General features: G+C 64.0%; 16 protein-coding genes and 2 pseudogenes. 10 read left to right on the forward strand and 8 right to left on the reverse strand.

Going from position 1 to position 18,036, the window contains the following annotated elements; translation table 11 throughout:
* Positions 1-49: 49 nt before the first annotated feature.
* A pseudogene (locus tag NKI88_RS02575) lies at positions 50-483 on the reverse strand (hypothetical protein).
* 5 nt (positions 484-488) lie between these two features.
* Positions 489-2,629, reverse strand: a pseudogene (locus NKI88_RS02580) (TonB-dependent hemoglobin/transferrin/lactoferrin family receptor).
* A gap of 259 nt (positions 2,630-2,888) precedes the next feature.
* Here NKI88_RS02580 and hemP point away from each other — a divergent pair.
* The 5 genes from hemP to NKI88_RS02605 are packed head-to-tail and all read left to right on the forward strand — an operon-like array spanning position 2,889 to position 6,989.
* A complete protein-coding gene (gene hemP, locus NKI88_RS02585) occupies positions 2,889-3,095 on the forward strand; it encodes a hemin uptake protein HemP (RefSeq protein ID WP_023673860.1) in 207 nt (68 codons plus the stop codon).
* A gap of 49 nt (positions 3,096-3,144) precedes the next feature.
* The gene (locus tag NKI88_RS02590; RefSeq protein WP_352653674.1) at positions 3,145-4,203 is read left to right on the forward strand and encodes a hemin-degrading factor; all 1,059 of its coding nucleotides are present in this window, start codon (positions 3,145-3,147) and stop codon (positions 4,201-4,203) included.
* A gap of 10 nt (positions 4,204-4,213) precedes the next feature.
* Positions 4,214-5,095, forward strand: coding sequence for a heme/hemin ABC transporter substrate-binding protein (locus NKI88_RS02595; protein WP_352653675.1), 882 nt, complete (start codon positions 4,214-4,216; stop codon positions 5,093-5,095).
* Positions 5,096-5,099: 4 nt separating this feature from the next.
* Positions 5,100-6,194, forward strand: coding sequence for a FecCD family ABC transporter permease (locus tag NKI88_RS02600; protein WP_352653676.1), 1,095 nt, complete (start codon positions 5,100-5,102; stop codon positions 6,192-6,194).
* A gap of 6 nt (positions 6,195-6,200) precedes the next feature.
* Positions 6,201-6,989: a heme ABC transporter ATP-binding protein gene (locus NKI88_RS02605; protein WP_023725641.1), complete on the forward strand. Its 789-nt coding sequence runs from the start codon at positions 6,201-6,203 to the stop codon at positions 6,987-6,989.
* 109 nt (positions 6,990-7,098) lie between these two features.
* Here the strand turns inward: NKI88_RS02605 and rirA are convergent, their stop codons facing one another.
* The gene (gene rirA / locus NKI88_RS02610; RefSeq protein WP_023672640.1) at positions 7,099-7,560 is read right to left on the reverse strand and encodes an iron-responsive transcriptional regulator RirA; all 462 of its coding nucleotides are present in this window, start codon (positions 7,558-7,560) and stop codon (positions 7,099-7,101) included.
* A gap of 295 nt (positions 7,561-7,855) precedes the next feature.
* Here rirA and NKI88_RS02615 point away from each other — a divergent pair, with 295 nt between their 5' ends.
* From NKI88_RS02615 to NKI88_RS02625, 3 genes are all read left to right on the forward strand, one after another.
* Positions 7,856-9,151: a DUF445 domain-containing protein gene (locus NKI88_RS02615; protein WP_352653677.1), complete on the forward strand. Its 1,296-nt coding sequence runs from the start codon at positions 7,856-7,858 to the stop codon at positions 9,149-9,151.
* Positions 9,152-9,360: 209 nt separating this feature from the next.
* On the forward strand, positions 9,361-9,783 hold the full coding sequence (locus tag NKI88_RS02620) for a phasin family protein (protein ID WP_352653678.1): 423 nt from the start codon (positions 9,361-9,363) through the stop codon (positions 9,781-9,783).
* A 160-nt stretch (positions 9,784-9,943) separates the two neighbouring features.
* Positions 9,944-10,441 (forward strand): MaoC family dehydratase, encoded by a 498-nt coding sequence (locus NKI88_RS02625; protein ID WP_023681725.1) that lies wholly within the window; start codon positions 9,944-9,946, stop codon positions 10,439-10,441.
* Positions 10,442-10,456: 15 nt separating this feature from the next.
* Here NKI88_RS02625 and NKI88_RS02630 read toward each other — a convergent pair whose 3' ends face one another.
* Positions 10,457-11,929, reverse strand: a complete 1,473-nt coding sequence (locus NKI88_RS02630; RefSeq protein WP_352653679.1) for an MFS transporter — start codon at positions 11,927-11,929, stop codon at positions 10,457-10,459.
* Between the two features lie 131 nt (positions 11,930-12,060).
* Between NKI88_RS02630 and NKI88_RS02635 the strand changes: the two genes are divergently transcribed.
* A complete protein-coding gene (locus NKI88_RS02635) occupies positions 12,061-12,954 on the forward strand; it encodes a LysR family transcriptional regulator (protein WP_352653680.1) in 894 nt (297 codons plus the stop codon).
* Between the two features lie 4 nt (positions 12,955-12,958).
* Here NKI88_RS02635 and NKI88_RS02640 read toward each other — a convergent pair whose 3' ends face one another.
* Positions 12,959-14,377, reverse strand: coding sequence for an aminotransferase-like domain-containing protein (locus NKI88_RS02640; RefSeq protein ID WP_352653681.1), 1,419 nt, complete (start codon positions 14,375-14,377; stop codon positions 12,959-12,961).
* A gap of 106 nt (positions 14,378-14,483) precedes the next feature.
* On the opposite strand from NKI88_RS02640, the gene NKI88_RS02645 reads away from it, so the two are divergent.
* Positions 14,484-15,347 carry a DMT family transporter gene (locus tag NKI88_RS02645; RefSeq protein ID WP_023741538.1) on the forward strand — a complete coding sequence of 288 codons (864 nt, stop codon included), beginning with the start codon at positions 14,484-14,486 and terminating at the stop codon, positions 15,345-15,347.
* Positions 15,348-15,375: 28 nt separating this feature from the next.
* Here NKI88_RS02645 and NKI88_RS02650 read toward each other — a convergent pair whose 3' ends face one another.
* From NKI88_RS02650 to NKI88_RS02660, 3 genes are read right to left on the reverse strand one after another with little or no spacing between them, the layout of a single operon-like run.
* Positions 15,376-16,416 (reverse strand): zinc-dependent alcohol dehydrogenase family protein, encoded by a 1,041-nt coding sequence (locus NKI88_RS02650; protein WP_023741537.1) that lies wholly within the window; start codon positions 16,414-16,416, stop codon positions 15,376-15,378.
* Positions 16,417-16,452: 36 nt separating this feature from the next.
* Entirely contained in the window at positions 16,453-17,103 is a 651-nt protein-coding gene (gene maiA, locus NKI88_RS02655; protein ID WP_023672629.1) for a maleylacetoacetate isomerase, read from the reverse strand.
* A gap of 4 nt (positions 17,104-17,107) precedes the next feature.
* On the reverse strand, positions 17,108-17,830 hold the full coding sequence (locus NKI88_RS02660; protein ID WP_023741536.1) for a fumarylacetoacetate hydrolase family protein: 723 nt from the start codon (positions 17,828-17,830) through the stop codon (positions 17,108-17,110).
* Between the last annotated feature and the right edge of the window lie 206 nt (positions 17,831-18,036).

Genomic DNA, 18,036 nt, shown 5'->3' on the forward strand with positions numbered 1-18,036 from the left:
GACGGGTCGTGTCGCATTGTCGTGCAGGAAGGCGGGATGCAGACCCACCTCAAACGCCGAATGCGATACCGGTCTTGGTCTGCGTCTTCAGGCCGCGCATGCAGGCGCCCGGTTCGACGCCGGCGCATTCGGTGGCGCTGTTGATCAGCACGCGGCTGAGTTTGGTGCAGTCGGTGCCGGCGAGGTCGAAGCGGATCACCTTGGTCTTGCCGGCCGGCAGGTCCTTGAAGTCGAGCACGCTCAGGCGGTCGACAATGCCGGCTCGTTGAACAGCGCGATCTCGAATGCCGCCTTGGAAAGATCGGCGCCGAGCGCATTGTTGACGACGAAGGTCAGGCGGCAACCCTTTTCGGAGGGCTGCGCGGCATTGAGCTCGAGGCTGAGTTGCGGAGCCGGCGCGGACTGAGCCCACGCCGGCATCAAGCCAAGCGACATCGCCAGCGTCGAGGTCAGGAGCCGAAGCGATGCCGTCAAACTTGTCATGGGTGTCAGCCTCCAAAGCGCATGGTTGCGGCCAGCTTCAGCGTGATGCCGGATTCATAGATGACGGCGGTGGTGCCGCCGTTCAGCGGGTTGGTGTATTTGACGTCGAACAAATTGTCGGCGCGGAAGTCCACCTTCAGATTGTCGGTAGCCTGGTAACTGGCGAAGGCGTTGACCAGAGTATAATCCTTGGCTACGGGGTTGCCCTTCGGCTTGCCGTTGTACTGCACCTCGCCGCCGACGGTCAGCTTGTCCTGAAGGAAGCGGAAGCCGAGCTGCCCGGTGACCTGCGAGGACGGGATGGTGGCAAGGTCAGCGCGCTCACCTTCATCGGAGATGGTGTGGCCGTTGGTGATCGAGGCGGAGAGCCCGGCATAACCCCAGGCGGCATCGTAGACGCTTTCCAGTTCGAAGCCGTTTATCTTGGCCTGGGCGACGTTCTGGTACTGGAAGCAGATCGGAATGCCGGGGCCGAACGGGCAGCCGCTGGTCGGGTCGAATGCCGACAGTGTGACGCCTTCGATGTAGTCGTCGACATCGTTGTGGAAGTAGGCGGCCTTGAGCCGGAACGCGTCGCCGGCCTCGATAAGGTCGTTCAGCTTGTAGTTGACGCCGAACTCGGTGGTCTTGCCGGTTTCAGGCCGCAGGTTTGGGTTGGGCAGGAACGGGAAGGTGACGCCTGCCGGATGGTTGCCGCTGATCAGCGTTTCGGTCAGCGACGGCGAGCGGTAGCCTTCCGCGTAGGTGCCATAGAACTGCAGGCCCGCCAGGCTGGCGCTTTCGAAGGGCGTGACACCAACGGTGATGCGCGGCGACAGACGATCACCTGACGTTTCGTGGGTGCTGTCTTCGAGGCTGTAATTGTCGTAACGCAGCCCGGCAATGACCTCGAGCCAGTCCCAGGTGAGCTTGTCCTGGATGTAGGCGCCCGAAACACTACGCTTGCCCGATGGGGTGTAGAAGCTGTCGCCGCCGGCGGTGCCGCCGGTCTCGACATCGTCACCCACCCAGTCGCCGCCATAGGTCAATTCGTGCGCAACACCGGCTGTTTCGAAGCGCGACGTGTTCCAAATGTCGACGCCGGCCGTGCCAACGTCGAAGGCCGAGGTCGAACCGACGGGCAGCAGCACGGGAAGGCCGGTCGACGGATCGAAGCGGTTCTGCGGGACCAGCGTGGTGAGGTCGAGATTGGTCTTGTTGTAGGAGGCGTTGATGTGGAGATCGAGCCAGCTCCTGGCGTCGTCAGTGATGTTGTAGCGGGCGGTGAAGGTGTTCGACTTCAGGTCGACGTCGTTGGCCGGCACGCCGCCGCTGGTTTCCGTCCAGCCGTCGCTCGAGCCGACCCAGCCGAGCTTCAATTCGCTGTTCTCGCTCTGGCGGATTGTGGTCTTGAGCAGGCCGCTCAGCACGTCGAAACCGGTACCGGCGACGGTGTCGCCGCTGCCATTCTTGTAGTCGCCGTAGTCGCGGTAGACGATGTTGCCCAGCACATCCAAATCGTCGTTGAATTTGTAGGCGCCGCTGGCGCTGGCGGTCCAGCCCTTGCCGTTGCTTTCATAGCGCCCGGTGACGGAGCCGGCCCAGGTTTCGCCCGGTCTGAGGAAATCCACCGCATCCTTGGTGTCGAAGAAGACGACGCCGCCAATGGCGCCGGAGCCGTAGGTGTTGGCGGTCGGTCCGCGAATGACGTCAACGGATTTGATGAGCTCGGGATCGACATAGAAGGTCGACTGCGTGCCGTGGTCGGAGCGCTGGAAATTCTGCCTGGCGCCGTCGACGATGACGGCGACGCGACCGAAATCCTGCAGGCCGCGGATGTTGATGCTGGAGCTGACGCGTCGCGCATCGGCCTGCACGGCGACACCAGGCACACCGAGCAGCATTTCGTTCGGCGTCGTCGCCATGCGGCGGTCGAGCTGTTCCTGGTCGACACGGCTGCTGAGGCCAGCGATTCGATTGCCGTCTCGCCGGTGCGGCTGATGACGAGGATCTTGTCCAGCAGGGTCGCGCCGGCGGGCGCCGGCTTGGTGTCCTCGGTTTTCCTGGTCTGGTCGGCCTGGTCAGCGGCCGGCTGAGCGCTGGCCGGCGATGTCAGCAGCGCGATCGTCGCTGCCCCCGCAAGCAAGGCTGCCATTGCCTTTGCCATAGGCCGATGCACCGGATCGGCGTTCGCCAGACCCAGTGGTCCACAATTTCCCAAGCCCATGCCCCAACTCCAAAATTCCAGGTTCGATGCTGGCTGGCTTGGTGCTCGCTGGCATTTTTCATTCTGTCCGGCGTCTTAAATGTTGACTCATTTGGTCCGGTATTGCACTGGCTAATAAACATGATGATTCAAGTCAAGAAATGAATCGGCATTTGCAACGCCTAGCCAGTTGCCCGGCACAGGAAAGGGATCGAAAGAGATGAACACCCACAATCCCAACGACTTCCGTTACCGCGTCCGCCGTTCCGAGGAGACGCCGACCCGCTTCGACCGGGTGCCGCTGGCGGTGCGGACGCTGTCCTCCAACACGCTGTTCCAGGGCGAGCACGAGATTGGCATCGAGCACCATGGCGCGCTCTATCGGTTGAAGATCACCCGCCAGGGCAAGCTCATCCTCAACAAGTGATGAAACAGCCAGGCAGGCCAAAACGCCAGGCAGGACAGGTAAGCAGGACATGGACCAGCGCGTAAAACCCGCACCGCATGAAATCCGGCGAGCGCGGGCAGACAATCCGAAAGCGCGCGAGCGCGATCTTGCCGCCGAGTTCGGTATTTCCGAGGCCGAGCTGGTGGCCGCGCATTGCGGCGACGGCGTCGTGCGCGTCGAGCCCAGGGTCAACGATCTTCTGACCGGCCTCGACGCCGTCGGCGAAGTGATGGCGCTGACCCGCAACGAAAGCGCGGTGCACGAGAAGATCGGCGTCTACGACAAGGTTGTCACAGGCACGCACAACGCCATGGTGCTGGGCGAAAACATCGACCTGCGCATTTTTCCCAAAGTCTGGGCGCATGGCTTTGCCGTGGAAAAGCGCGACGGCGGCGACATCCGCCGCAGCCTGCAATTCTTCGACGCGGCCGGCGATGCGGTGCACAAGGTGCATCTGCGGCCGGCGTCCAATCTCTATGCCTACCAGAAGCTCGTGGCCGCACTCGAATCGCCGAACCAGGAGGTGACCGTGTCTATCGCAGGCCTGGCCGACGACGACGCGGAGACGTCGGGCGTTGCCGCAGACACCGACGATCTGCGTGACCGCTGGAGCCGGCTGACCGACGTCCACCAGTTCTTTGGCATGTTGAAAACGCTGAAGCTCACCCGCCACCAGGCCGTGCGCATGGTCGGCCAGGACTATGCCTGGCTGCTCGACAATGACGCCATCGGCGCCATGTTCCACCATGCCGCCGCCGACGGCATGCCGATCATGTGTTTTGTCGGAAACCGAGGCTGCATCCAGATCCATTCCGGTCCCGTCAAGTCGATCAAGCCGATGGGGCCGTGGATCAACGTCATGGACGAGACGTTCCACCTGCATCTGCGCACCGACCACATCCAGGAGGTGTGGGCGGTGCGCAAACCGACCAAGGACGGTCATGTCACCTCGCTCGAAGCCTATGGCGCCGACGGCAAAATGATCATCCAGTTCTTCGGCAAGCGCCATGAAGGCGAGGGCGAGCGCGACGACTGGCGGTTCCTTGCCGAGAACCTGCCGCGCATTCCAAGCCCGACCGCAGCCTGAGGAAACGACGATGATTTCACTGTTCAGGACGCTTGCCGCGGCCTTGGGCCTGTCGCTGTTTATTGCCGCCCCAGTGCCGGCCAGCGAGAACGTGGCCGTGTTTGCCGACACGTCGCGGATCGTGGCGATCGGCGGTTCGATCACCGAGATCGTCTACGCGCTTGGCGAGGAAGGTCATCTCGTCGCCCGCGATTCGACCAGCCGCTACCCCGCCGCCGCGGTCGCGCTGCCCGACGTCGGCTATATGCGCCAGCTGTCGCCGGAAGGCGTGTTGTCGGTCAATCATTCGGGCATTCTGGCGCTGCATGGCAGTGGGCCGAAGGAAGCGGTCGATGTGCTGAAAAAGTCGAGCGTTCCGTTCATCGACGTGCCCGAGCATTACAGCCATGACGGCATCCTGGAAAAGATCCGCATCGTCGGCAAGGCGCTTGGCGTCGACGCCAAGGCCGAGACGCTGGTGGCTGAGACCGACGCCAAGCTGAAGGCGGCCGAGAAGCAGACGGCGTCGATCAAGCAGCGCAAGCGCATCCTGTTCGTGCTGTCGATCCAGGGCGGCAAGATCCTGGCCGCCGGCACCGACACCGCCGGTGATGGCATCATCAAGCTCGCCGGTGCGGTCAACGCCGTCGAAGGTTTTTCCGGCTACAAGCAGATGTCCGACGAGGCCATCGTAACCGCCAGGCCGGACGTGATCCTGGCCATGAAGAATGCCGGACCGCCGATTGCGGAGGCCGAGCTGTTCGCCATCCCGTCGATCACCTCGACGCCGGCGGGTGAAGGCCGCAAACTGATCCTGATGGATGGCAGCTATCTCCTCGGCTTCGGGCCGCGCACGGCCGATGCCATCCACGATCTGGCCGCCTCGCTCTATGGCAGCCAGGTCACGGACTGAGCCGATGGTGGATCAGTCGATCGCCGGCGCGGCGGGCAAGGTGGCCGAGGGCGATCGTTCCGGGCGCGCTCGCATGGTTATTGTGCTCCTGTGTGTGGCGCTTGCCCTTTCGATGTTCCTGTCGCTGAGGTCGGGCGCTTCCGATGCATCGGCCGTTGGTGTCATTCGTGACTGGCTGACCGGCGCCATGCCGGACGACGCCGCGCTTGGTGCCCGCGACCGGTTGATCGTCTACGATATCCGCATGCCGCGCGTACTGCTCGGCGTGCTGATCGGGGCGGCACTGGCCGTATCGGGTGCGGTCATGCAAGGCCTGTTTCGCAACCCGCTCGCCGATCCCGGCCTGATCGGCGTTTCCGCCGGGTCGAGCCTCGGCGCGGTCGCCGTCATCGTGCTCGGCACGACGTGGCTGGCGCCGCTCACTCTGGCGCTCGGCGGGCTGGCCTTGCCGCTCGCCGCTTTCTGCGGCGGCCTTGCGGTCACGCTGGTGCTCTACCGCGTCGCCACGCGGCAGGGTCGCACATCGGTTGCCACCATGCTGCTTGCCGGCATTGCGCTCGCAGCCCTTGCCATGGCGCTGACCGGCATTCTCATCTTCATGGCCGACGACCGGCAGTTGCGCGACCTGACCTTCTGGCAGCTGGGCTCGCTTGGCGGCGCGACCTGGCCGAAGATCGCTTCCGTCGGGCCGATCATCGTGCTGGCGCTTGCGGCAATGCCGTTCCTGGCCAAAGGCCTCAACGCCCTGGCGCTCGGCGAGGCGACGGCCGGACATCTCGGCATCCCGGTACAGCGGCTGAAATACACCGCGATCGTCGGCGTCTCGGCAGCGGTCGGCGCCTCTGTCGCAGTCAGCGGAGGCATCGGTTTTGTCGGCATCGTCGTGCCGCATCTGCTGCGGCTGCTGATCGGTCCGGACAATCGCTATCTTTTGCTCGCATCGGCGCTGCTCGGCGCCTCGATGCTGCTTCTTGCCGACGCAGTTGCCCGCGTCATTGTGGCGCCGGCCGAATTGCCAATCGGCATCGTCACGGCGATCGCCGGCGCGCCGTTCTTCCTCTGGATCCTGCTGCGCAAGCGCGGCGTAATCGACTTGTGAGGCGGCATGATCGAAGCACGCGATGTCTCGGTGGCGATCGGCGGCAAGCGCATTGTTGCCAATGTCGATTTCGTCGCGCGGCCGGGCGAAATTGCGGCAATCGTCGGACCCAACGGCTCGGGCAAGACGACGTTTTTGAAGGCGTTGTCGGGCGATCTGGCGTTTGCGGGGACAGTGGCCGTCAACGGGCGCGACCTCTCCGCGATGAAGCCGGTGGAGGCCGCGACCGTGCGTGCCGTGCTGCCGCAGGCCGCGACGCTGTCCTTTCCCTTCACCGTGCACGAAGTGGTCAGGCTCGGCCTTATCGGCGGCCGTTCCGGCGTTCTGCCGGGCGAAGATGATCGTCTGCCCGAGCGGGCGCTGGTGCGGGTCGACCTCGACGGCTTTGCCGGCCGCTTCTATCAGGAGCTTTCGGGCGGCGAACAACAGCGTGTGCAACTGGCGCGCGTGCTGTGCCAGGTCTGGGCGCCGGTGCTCGACGGCAAGCCGCGCTATCTCTATCTCGACGAGCCGGTCTCCAGCCTCGATATCAAGCACCAGCTGATCATCATGAACATCGCCCGCGATTTCGCCCGGCGCGGCGGCGGTGTGATCGCCATCCTGCACGACCTCAATCTGACGGCCATGTATGCCGACCGGATTTTCGTGATGCATCGCGGCCGGCTCGCCGCCGACGGTTCACCGCAGGAGGTGCTGAGCGACGATCTGATCGAAAAGGTGTTCGATTGTCGGCTAAGGGTCGGTGTGTTGCCGGCGGCGAACATGCCGTTCGTCTTGCCGCAGTCAGCCGCCTAAAAGCGCGTCGCGTTTGAACGGACTCAGGCGACGCGCTTTAGGTCTTTGTTTTTATGCATGTCGTTGTCTCAAAACCGGGGCCACTTTTGAGCGACATGCACTAGAAAACTCAGGCGGCCGGAGCTCGCTGGACCAGCATGTCGATGCCGAGCAAATGACGCACATTTGGGCGCGCCGCCACCATATCGGCGATAGTGTAGCGGGAGAGTACGGCAAAGAAGGCGTTGAGCGCCTCGCGCAGCGCCGAATTCAGCTGGCAGCTGTCGACCAGCGGGCATTCGGCGGCGTCGTTTTCGAAGCACTCGGCCATGGCGAAGCTCTCTTCGGTCACCCGTACGACGTCGAACAGGCTGATCTGCTCGGCGGGGCGGCCGATCCTCACGCCGCCATTCCTGCCGCGCACCGTCTCGACCAGGCCATGCTCGACCAGCGGCTGCAGGATCTTGAACAGGAAAAGCTCCGACACCGAATAGGCGGCCGCAATCTCGGGGATGCGGCTCAGGCGATCGTTGTTGGCGGCGCAATACATCAGGATGCGCATGGCGTAGTTGGTCTGGCGCGTCAGCCGCATTTCATTCCTCACCCGAGTGCTGGCGCGTTGGAACTGCACCAGATTTTAGATTGTGCTGGTGCGGCTTTCTCACCCGGAGTTTCGGATTCGCCCACACTGGCCTGATCGGAATATGGCCTATACCTTGGAACAATTCCAGACTGGGATTGCATGATAGATGAACATTCTTGTCAACTTTGCGTGCGAAACCGGCAATTCCCGGCCGAAATCGGCCCATCCGATCATGCTACGGGCCCAAACACCCCCTAAATAGCCCATGCCAGATAGCCAAGAGATCGATGAGGAGCGGCGTATCATGTCCCAATCGGCTTCGTCCCTGGCGCCTGGCGGTTTTGATGCCGAGACGGGCGCCAAGCTTTTCGCGTTGCGGCGGACAAAGTTCCTCGCCACGGCTGCGCTGGTGCTTTGCGTCGTGGTTTTTGCCGTGGCCAAATCGTTCGAGGCCAAGTATCCGTGGCTGGGCTTCGTGGCGGCCTTCGCCGAGGCGGCGACCATTGGCGGCCTGGCCGACTGGTACGCGGTGGTGGCGCTGTTCAAGCGGCCGCTGGGCCTGCCGATCCCGCACACCGCCATCATCCCAGCGAACCAGAACCGCATCGCCGATAATCTGGGCCGCTTCATCGAGGTCAATTTTCTGGCGCCCGGGCCGGTGCGGGAAAAGCTGGCCGAGGTCGATTTTGCAGCACTCGTCGCCGACTGGCTGACTGACGCCGAACGCTCTGCCGGCCTGTCGCGCTTCGTCGTACGGCTGGTCCCGCAGACGCTTGCGGCGATCGAGCAATCCGGCCTGCGGGGCTTCGTCACCAGCCGCATGCTGGAGCAGATCGACAAGGTGCCGCTGGCGCCGCTCGCGGCCGAATTGCTGTCGGCACTGACCGACGACCGCCGCCACCAGAAACTCTTCGACGAATTCACCAGGGTGATCGGCCGGTTCCTGAACGATGAAGAGGCGCTGGCGACCATGCGCGAGAAAATCCGCGAGGAATTGCCGTCGCTGTTCAACCTGTTCAGAGCCGACGCCTATCTGCTGAAAAAGATCGTCGATTCCGCCGGTTCGCTGCTTGACGAGGTGCGGGCCGATCCCGACCATCCGATGCGCGCCGAATTCGACCGTTTCGCTCACAGCTTCATCGAGCGGCTCAGAACCTCGAAGCAATACGCCAAACGGGCCGAGAAGCTGAAGCGCGATTTCCTGGCGCGGCCGGAAGTGAAGTCGCTCGCCGGCGACATGTGGCAGAGCCTCAGCGTGTTCATCGAACAGGACGCCAAGGCGGAGAATTCGATTGTTCGCGCGCATCTCGCCAACATGTTCGTCGAGGTCGGCCGCCATCTCTCGGGCGATCCGCAGATCCGGGCCGACATGAACCGGGGCTTTGTCGTGGCGCTGTCGTCGTTCGTGGAGAGCCAGAAGAGCGGTGTGTCGACATTCATCGCCGACCAGGTCAAGCGCTGGGACCTCGCCCAGCTGACAAGGCTGATCGAGATGAACATCGGCAAGGACCTGCAATATATCCGCTTCAACGGCATGATTATCGGCGGATTGGCGGGTATCGTGCTCTACACGGCGGAGAGGCTGTTTCTCGCTGGCTGATGCTGCATTTGCCGCTGAATTGCTTGGGCGTCCGAATGGACACACGGCGCGCGAGTGCTATTGTCCAGAACAGAACAGTTCACCGTTTCAAGGAAACGGCGACCTGCTCTAACTCTTTGTTTTGACGCAATTCCTGACGGAAAACCGTTTCACACTTTTCCTGGAATTGCTCGAGGTTCAGCATTTGCGACAACTGGGGAGCACGAGCAATGGCCAAACGACCCGACTCCGATTCGTTCCTGGACATGTTCAGCCGGTTCGGCCGTGACCTGAAGGTGCCGAATGTCGAGGCGATCCTCGCGCATCATCGCAAGAACCTCGAGGCCCTGGAAAGATCGGCGCGGGCGGGAGCTGCCGGCGCGACCTCATTGTTGTCCAGACAGCGCGAGATGCTGCAGGACACGCTGCGTGAAGTCAGCGACATGGCGCAGAGCTACAAGGCGCCGGGCAATCCCCAGGAACTGATGACAAAACAGGCGGAGTTCGCCAGGAAATCCTTCGAAGCCGCCCTGAAAAATGCCGGCGAAGTGGCCGAGCTGGTCAAGAAATCCGGCACCGAATCGGTCGAAATCCTGCGCAGCCGCATCAAGGAAGCGATGGAGGAAATCCGCTCGGGCTATGACAAGAAGTGACTCTCAACGCAACCATGAGAGGAGTGGGCCGCTTGCGGCGCATGAGCATGGACGAGGGACGCTGTTTGGCGGAAAATGGCGGAACGGAATCGCAACGGGCGAATTGACAGGAGCCGTCCGTTCGTGGTCCGAGGCACTGGGAGCCATCGGGAAAGCAGGAATGACGGAACTACGGCCGAAAACGCCGCCGACCTTCGAGCAGTTAAGGGCGATGGCCGGGCAGGAGCTCGGCGTGTCGGAATGGACGACCGTCGACCAGAACCGCATCAACCAGTTTGCCGAATGCACAGGCGACCATCAGTGGATCCACGTCGATCCGGAGCGGGCGAAGCGGCAGAGCCCATTTCGAACCACGATCGCGCATGGCTATCTGACGCTGTCGATCATCGGCGCGCTGGCGCTGGGCATGGGCATCGTCCCCGAAAACACGCAAGCCGCCTTCAATTACGGCTTCGACAAGGTGCGGTTCCTGGCGCCTGTCAGGGTCGGCGCACGCATCCGGCTGCGCACGACCCTGTTGTCGGTGGAGGACAAGGGGCCGGGCCAGTATCTGATGAAGGCCGCCAACACTGTCGAGATCGAGGGCGAACAGAGGCCGGCTCTGACCGCCGAAACGCTGGTCATGCTTTATGAGCGGCGCAAGCGGGCGGGAGCGTAAGCTCCCTATCTTCGGTCATGATGGCTGTTGCCGCACCGACAGCCTGCCGCCGGCGCGGGTCGAGAGCAGTGCCAGCAACAGCGCAGCCACCGCCAGGACCGTTGCCGTCTGAAAGGTAACCTGCATGCCGTGCGCGGCTGCCGCTGAGGTCAGCATGTCCTGGCTTTGCCGTTCTCCCGTCGAGGCAGCCGCAAAAATGGCGCCCATAAGCGATGCGCCGGTGATCAGGCCGAGATTGCGCGACAGATTGAGCAGGCCGGACACCACGCCGCGCTCGCCGGCAGCGACACCGCTCATGGCTGCGGCATTGTTGGATGTCTGGAACAGGGCGTACCCGAAGCAGGTGACGGCGATCGGCACGATATAGCTGGCAATGCCGAGTTTTGTTGCGGCGAGCGACAAAAGCAAGGTGCCGTTGACCAGGCCGAACAGTCCGGCGATCATCATCCTGTTGGTACCGAAGCGATCGGTGAGGCGGCCGGCGATAAGCGCCGAGAGCGCGGAGACCAGCGGACCTGTCGACAGGACCACGCCGACCATCGCAGCATTGAGCCCCAGCCCTCGCGACAAATAGAACGGAGCGACCACCAGGGTCGCCATCATCACGGTGGCGACAACGAGGTTCGTGGCGAGGCTGGCGCTGAGCCGGATGTCGTACAACCGGGCAAGCCGGATCAAGGGACTTTTCGCCTTCGTCTGCGCAACGCCGAACAGAACGACGCCGATGCCGGCGGCCACCAGGAGGCCGATGTTGAGGGCGCCGAAATGGCCGCGGCCGAGCGTCATGGCCAATGCATAGGCGGCGAGCGTCAGGGCCAGCAAGACCGTTCCGATCGCGTCGAACCCGCCTTGAACGCCTTGTGCAGCCTTGCCACGGGCGGGCAGGGCCAGCCAGGCGAGGGCAAAGGTCAGGAGGCCGAGCGGGACATTGACGAGGAAGATCGCCCGCCAGCCAAAGCCGGCAATCAGAAAGCCGCCGAGCGAGGGGCCGAGCGTGGTGCCGATTGCCGACATGGCGCCGAGCAGGCCCATGGCGCTGCCGGTTCTCTCCTTGGTCACGGTCTCCGCGACAAAGGCCAGCGTCAACGCCATCATCAGCGCGGCACCCAGTCCTTGTACGGCGCGCGCCGCAATCAGCAGCCAGAGCGTCGGCGCCAGGCCGCAGAGCACCGAGGCCAGTGTGAACAGCGCGATGCCGCCGAGCAGCAACGGCCGGCGGCCGAGCATATCGGCGAGCCGACCGGCGCTGACGATCAGGGCCGTGATGGCGAGCAGATAGGCGAGAACCACCCATTGCACGGACTGGAACGGCGCACCGAACGCCTGCATGAGGGAAGGCAGTCCGACGCTGGCAATGCTGGTTCCAATCGACGACAGCAGCGTGGCGAGCGACAGGCTGGCCAATGCCAAGACAGGAGAGTGGGCCAGGCCTGCGGACCGGGTGTTCTGCGGCGCCGATGCGCACTCGTTCTGCTCAGCAATTGCCATGGCGATTTCCTCCTTGTCAGTCCCGCAACCGGACCTGTCGGAGATCTAGTCGTCAGGATGGAATGGCGGAAGGCGCATCATTTGCATCTTATTCGTGCGCCAAACGCCATGGCATGTGCTACAATCCGCCGATGGCATCGCCCGATCTCAATCTGCTGTTCGCGCTCGACGTTTTGCTCGCCGAAGGCAGCGTGGCGCGCGCGGCAACCCGGCTGCGGCTCAGCCCGTCGGCGATGAGCCGCACCCTGGCGCGACTGCGCGAAGCGACCGGCGACCCGCTGCTGGTTCGGGCCGGTCGAGGCCTCGTGCCGACGCCGCGCGCGGAGGCATTGCGACAGCAGGCCGGCCGCGTTGTCCAAGAGGCAGAAACCTTGCTGCGCCCAGCCAGGCCTCTCGATCTCGCGAAGCTGAACCAGATCTTCACGCTGCGCACCAATGAAGGGTTCGTCGAGGAATTCGGGCCGCGTCTTGTCGCCCGCATCCAGGCCGAGGCGCCGGGCGTGCGGCTGCGCTTTGCGCCGAAAGCCGACAAGGATGTCGCCTCGTTGCGCGACGCAGCGATCGATCTGGAAATCGGCGTTGCCGGCGAAACCGGCCCGGAAGTGATGATACAGGCGCTGTTTCGCGACCGCTTCGTCGGCGCAGTGCGAGCGGGCCACCCTTTGAGTGAAGGCGCGGTAACGCCTGAACGCTACGCGGCCGGCCGCCACATCAGCGTTTCACGGCGGGGTCGGGAAAGAGGGCCGATCGATCAGACGTTGGCGCTGCTCGGCCTGCAGCGAACCGTCATGTGCATGGTCTCCGGCTTTTCGGCTGCACTCGCCATGGCGCGCGCTTCGGACCTTATTGCCAGCGTGCCCGAACGGCACACGCAAGGCGCACGCGCCGGCATGGTCAGCTTTCCGCTGCCGGTCGCCACGGTGGAGGTCACCATCTCGATGCTCTGGCATCCACGGCTCGATGCCGATCCGGCGCAACGCTGGCTGCGAGATTGCGTTCGGGAGGTCTGCGCGGCCTCCCGCTGAGCGCTCAGCGCGCCATTGCCGCCTTGAGCACCCTGAAAATCCGCTCGTCTTGGCATTGGGCAACGTTGAAGCGCAGGAACCGGCTGGCGGTTCCCGACAGGCTGAATGCGTTGCCGGGCGCCAGCACGATGTTGTCGGCCAGCGCGCGGCGTGCCATTTCAGCCGCGTCCACGCCATCCGGCAGGCTGCACCACAGGAACAAGCCGGCCGGTTGGTCGATCCAGGGCGTGATGCCGATGGCCTTCAGGCGCGCGCCCGTCTCGCCCATGGCGCGGGAAAGCCGCGCGCGCAGCAATTCCATGTGCTTGCGGTAGCTGCCGTCCCTAAGCAGCGTCAGCACCAGTTCGGCCGCCAGCCGGCCGCCGCCGAAGGTGGTGGCAATCTTGAGGTCGGTAAGTTGCTCGATCCAGTCGCGTGGTGCCGCGATGAAGCCGCAGCGAACCGATGCCGATAGCGTCTTGGAGAAGCTGCCGATATGGACGACGCGGTTGAGGCCGTCGAACGCCGCCAGCCGGGGCGCGGGGCTGTGCTCGAAATCGGCGAAGATATCGTCCTCGATGATGGTCAGGTCCGACTGGTCGGCGAGTTTCAGCAGCCGGTGCGCGGTGACCGGCGACAGGATCGCGCCGGTCGGGTTGTGGATAGCGGAATTGGTGATGTAGAGGCGCGGCCTGTGCTCGGCGAGCGCCTGCGCGAACAGCTCGATATCCGGCCCCGATGGCGTGTAGGGCACGCTGACGACCTTGGCGCGATGGGCGCGCAGCAGCGCGTGAAAATTGAAATAGCAGGGGTCGTCGAGCAGCACGGTATCGCCGGGTTCGATCAGGAAGCGGCACAGAAGATCGATGGCCTGCGTGCCCGATTCGGTCAGCATGATCTGTTCGGGCGAGACCTCGATGCCGTGGCCGGCCATGCGCCGCGCGAGCAATTGCCTGAGCGGCGGCAGGCCGAGCGGCGTGCCGTAATCGGCTAGGTCGACATCGTCGGCGCGCGCCACGGTGCGCAGCGCCCGGCGCAAGGCGGCCTGCGGCATCCATGAGGCCGGCATCCAGCCGCAGCCGGGTTTCAGCATCTCGTCGCCGGCTTCCAGTGACTGGCGCGAAACCCAAAGCGGATCGACAGCGCGGTCGAGCCGCGGGCCGATCTCGGCCAGCGACAGTGGCGCCAGCGATCCGGCGGCATAGAAACCCGAGCCCGGCCGTGAGCGTATCGCGCCTTCGGCAGCGAGCCGCTCATAGGCTTCGACCACGGTCGACTTGGACACCTGCATGGCCTTGGCAAAGGCGCGGATCGAAGGCAGCCGCGCGCCTGGCGTCAGGCTGCGCGCCGATATCCGCTGGCGGATGGTCGCCATGACAGTTTCCACAAGCGTGGTCGCGACAGGAGGGTGCGCATTGCCGGTTTCCAAAATGAGTTCGGTCATCTGTATTGCTCTGATAGCCATTACAGTTTTGCGGAATTGTACTGCTTTGTCTCTGGCTGCACCATAGGCACTTGCCCAATAGAGGGCGAAAGCGATGGAGCCTGGAATGGACAAGACCGCGAGCGGCTGGATGAACGGATTCATCGGCGTGTTGATCTTCTCAGGCTCGCTGCCGGCAACGCGCGTGGCCGTGGCCGATTTCGATCCGATATTCCTGACCTCGGCCCGCGCCGCGATTGCCGGACTGCTCGGTCTCGCCATGCTGATGCTTTTTCGGCAGAAGCGCCCGGAGCGCAGCGATTTTCTGTCGCTGGTCATCGTGGCGCTTGGCGTGGTTGTCGGCTTTCCCTTGCTGACAGCGCTGGCGCTTAAGCACGTCACCTCCGCCCACTCCATCATCTTCGTCGGCCTGCTGCCGCTGGCCACCGCGATCTTCGGCGTGCTGCGCGGTGGCGAGCGTCCGCGCCCGGCCTTCTGGCTGTTCTCCTGCATCGGCAGCGCGCTTGTCGGCGGTTTTGCCTTCTCCCAAGGCGTAACAGCATCACCGATCGGCGACGGCTTGATGCTGGCTGCCATCATCGTCTGCGGGCTGGGCTATGCCGAGGGGGCGGCATTGTCGCGCAGGCTGGGCGGCTGGCAGGTGATCTGCTGGGCGCTGGCGATCTCGCTGCCGATCATGCTGGTGCTGACCTTTGCGACGCTGCCGTCGTCCTTCGCCGGCGTCGGCTCCGGCGCCTGGGCGGGTCTCGCCTATGTCTCGCTGTTCAGCATGCTGATCGGCTTCGTGTTCTGGTACCGCGGCCTCGCCCAAGGCGGCATCGCTGCCGTCGGGCAGTTGCAGCTACTGCAGCCCTTTTTCGGCCTGGCGCTGGCAGCGACGCTGCTGCACGAACAGGTCAGCCCGCTGATGATTGTCGTCACGCTCGGCGTGGTGGCCTGCGTGTTCGGGGCGAAGAAATTTGCGCGCTAGGAGTTTGGTGGTGGAGGGCGACTCCGCCCTAGAACTTCGTCACCACCCCAATGCCAATCCCCTCGAACCCGCCCATCGCCATCAGCGCCGCAGGCGCCTCATCAAGGCTGATCTTCTTGCCGACCAGCAGTTCGGGCTTGAGCTTGCCGGTGCGGATCATCTCCATCATGGCGGGGTAGCGGTAGGCCTGCATGCCGTGGCTGCCGAGGATTTCGAGCTCGAAGGCGATCACCTTGTCCATCGGCACTTGCGGGCGGGCATGTTCGCCCAGCATCAGGCCGACCTGCACGTGGCGGCCGCGCCGGCGCAGATTGGCAATCGAGTTGAAGGATGTCGTGGGGTGGCCGAGCGCGTCCATCGACATATGCGCGCCGCCATTGGTGATTTGCTTGACCGCCTTGACCACGTTCGGCGTGGTCGCGGCGTTGATGGTCGCCACGGCGCCGATCTTTTTGGCGAAGTCCAGTTTCTCGTCGGTGAGGTCGATGGCGATGACATTGGCGCCCATGGAACTGGCGATCATGATCGCCGACAGGCCGACGCCGCCGCAGCCATGCACCGCCACCCATTCCCCCGGCGTCACCCGGCCCTGGTCGACAATGGCGCGAAACGAGGTGACGAAGCGGCAGCCGAGGCTGGCGGCGGTGGCGAACTCCATCTCCTCGGGCAGGCGTACGAGATTGGTGTCGGCATGCTCGATGGCGACATATTCGGCAAACGATCCCCAGGCGGTGAAACCCGGCTGCGTCTGGTGCTCGCAGACCTGATGATTGCCCGAATTGCATTCGAAACAGCGGCCGCAGCCGACGCAAAACGGCACGGTGACGTGTTCGCCAGCCTTCCAGCGGGTCACCTGCTTGCCGACGGCGACGACGATGCCGGCCAGTTCATGGCCCGGCACATGCGGCAGTGTGATGCCATCGTCATGGCCCATCCAGCCATGCCAGTCGCTGCGGCAGAGCCCGGTCGCCTCGACCTTGATGACGACGCCGTCGGCAGCCGGTTTCGGATCCGGCACGGTCAGGATTCTCGGCGTCTCACCGAATTTTTCGAAGACGACGGCTTTCATCGGCAACTCCCCGTGCTCTGCTCCGGCATTGTGAGCCTATTCGGCATCTATCTGATTCTCCGGCGCCGCCTTCTGAAAGGCCGGCAGCGCCATGCAGGCGGCGTGGATGCGCGAGATCTCGGGGTAGGGTGTCAGGTCGACGCCGAAGCGGGCGTTGCTGGCGATCTGGGCGACCAGGCAGATGTCGGCGAGGCCCGGTGCGTCGCCATGGCAAAATGTGCCGGTCTCATCCGATGAAGCCAGAATCTTTTCAAGCGGCTGGAACCCTTCGTTCACCCAGTGGCGAAACCAGTGGATGACATCCTGGTCGCCGGCGCCGAACAAAGTGCGCAGCGAGGTCAGCACGCGCAGATTGTTCACCGGGTGGATGTCGCAGGCGATCATCTGCGCCAGCATTCGCACGCGCGCCCGGCCGAGCGCGTCCTTCGGCAGCAGCGACGGTTCGGGGTGGGTCTCGTCGAGATATTCGATGATTGCCAGCGACTGCGTCAAAAGCGTGCCGTCGCCCAGGATCAGCGCCGGCACCAGCCCCTGCGGATTGACCGCGCGATAGGCCGGCTCCAGATGGTCGCCATGCCGCAGATGATGCGGCACGTAGTCGTAGCCCAGCCCCTTCATCTCGAGCGCGATGCGCACGCGGTAGGAGGTGGAGGAGCGGTAGTAGTTGTGGAGGACGAGGTCGCTCATTGGATCACGGTTTGTCGGTGGAATTTTGGCCGATCGAATCTTGGCCGACAGTGATCTCGATGGTGCCGATGCCGTCGACACCGCCGGTCATCGTCTGACCCGGCGCCACCGCGCCGACGCCGGCCGGCGTGCCGGTGAAGATCAGGTCGCCCGGTTGTAGTACAACCGCACTGCTGCAGATCGAAACGATATCGGCGATCGGCCAGATCAGTTCGGCGAGGTCGCCCTCCTGTTTCACCGTGCCGTCGACGGCGAGCCAAATGCGGCCCTTTTGCGTGTGGCCGGATTTGGCGGCTGATACCAACGGGCCGCAGGGCGCCGATCGGTCGAAGGCCTTCGACCAGTCCCAGGGCCGCGCCGCTTTCTTGGCCTCGTCCTGCAGGTCGCGGCGGGTGAGGTCGATGCCGACGCCGTAGCCCCAGACATGCTCGAGGGCTTCAGCGCGGGGGATGCGGAAGCCGGCCTTGCCGATCGCCGCCACCAGCTCGATCTCATGGTGCAGGTTTTTGGTCAAAGGCGGGTAGGGGACCGTGGTGCCGCTATCGACCACCGCATCGGCCGGCTTGGTGAAGAAGAAGGGCGGGTCGCGCTCGTCATTGCCGAGTTCGCGGGCGTGCGCGGCGTAGTTGCGGCCGACGCAGAAGATGCGGCGCACCGCAAAGCGCTCGGCAGAGCCTTGTATGGCGACCGATGGTGTTGCGGGCAAGGGAAGGACGAAGTCTGTCATGCGGGGTCTCTGCCTGGGTTGTTGCCGGCACATTCGACCGATTTGGACGGCCGGGCAAGGCGTCAGCGCCAGCAAAAGCATCGGCTGCGCCTTGATTGTCGGATAAAGTCGGCTTCGCCTCCGGGGGTTAAGATGGCGATAGACTATTTGCCAATAAGCTGGCCATACCAGCGGGAGTATCGTGCCCACGGAGAACTGAAACGAAC

It is taken from the genome of Mesorhizobium sp. M0317 (assembly GCF_040321555.1).
Lineage (GTDB): Bacteria > Pseudomonadota > Alphaproteobacteria > Rhizobiales > Rhizobiaceae > Mesorhizobium.

Bases quoted from the DNA above. Each gene is read 5' to 3' on its own strand.
- NKI88_RS02630 (WP_352653679.1), bottom strand. From the start codon at position 11,929: ATGGCAATTGCTGAGCAGAACGAGTGCGCATCGGCGCCGCAGAACACC.
- NKI88_RS02590 (WP_352653674.1), top strand. From the start codon at position 3,145: ATGGACCAGCGCGTAAAACCCGCACCGCATGAAATCCGGCGAGCGCGG.
- NKI88_RS02605 (WP_023725641.1), top strand. From the start codon at position 6,201: ATGATCGAAGCACGCGATGTCTCGGTGGCGATCGGCGGCAAGCGCATT.
- NKI88_RS02625 (WP_023681725.1), top strand. From the start codon at position 9,944: ATGACGGAACTACGGCCGAAAACGCCGCCGACCTTCGAGCAGTTAAGG.
- NKI88_RS02650 (WP_023741537.1), bottom strand. From the start codon at position 16,416: ATGAAAGCCGTCGTCTTCGAAAAATTCGGTGAGACGCCGAGAATCCTG.
- NKI88_RS02595 (WP_352653675.1), top strand. From the start codon at position 4,214: ATGATTTCACTGTTCAGGACGCTTGCCGCGGCCTTGGGCCTGTCGCTG.
- NKI88_RS02615 (WP_352653677.1), top strand. From the start codon at position 7,856: ATGTCCCAATCGGCTTCGTCCCTGGCGCCTGGCGGTTTTGATGCCGAG.
- rirA (WP_023672640.1), bottom strand. From the start codon at position 7,560: ATGCGGCTGACGCGCCAGACCAACTACGCCATGCGCATCCTGATGTAT.
- NKI88_RS02660 (WP_023741536.1), bottom strand. From the start codon at position 17,830: ATGACAGACTTCGTCCTTCCCTTGCCCGCAACACCATCGGTCGCCATA.
- NKI88_RS02635 (WP_352653680.1), top strand. From the start codon at position 12,061: ATGGCATCGCCCGATCTCAATCTGCTGTTCGCGCTCGACGTTTTGCTC.
- NKI88_RS02600 (WP_352653676.1), top strand. From the start codon at position 5,100: ATGGTGGATCAGTCGATCGCCGGCGCGGCGGGCAAGGTGGCCGAGGGC.
- NKI88_RS02620 (WP_352653678.1), top strand. From the start codon at position 9,361: ATGGCCAAACGACCCGACTCCGATTCGTTCCTGGACATGTTCAGCCGG.
- NKI88_RS02640 (WP_352653681.1), bottom strand. From the start codon at position 14,377: ATGACCGAACTCATTTTGGAAACCGGCAATGCGCACCCTCCTGTCGCG.
- NKI88_RS02645 (WP_023741538.1), top strand. From the start codon at position 14,484: ATGGACAAGACCGCGAGCGGCTGGATGAACGGATTCATCGGCGTGTTG.
- maiA (WP_023672629.1), bottom strand. From the start codon at position 17,103: ATGAGCGACCTCGTCCTCCACAACTACTACCGCTCCTCCACCTCCTAC.
- hemP (WP_023673860.1), top strand. From the start codon at position 2,889: ATGAACACCCACAATCCCAACGACTTCCGTTACCGCGTCCGCCGTTCC.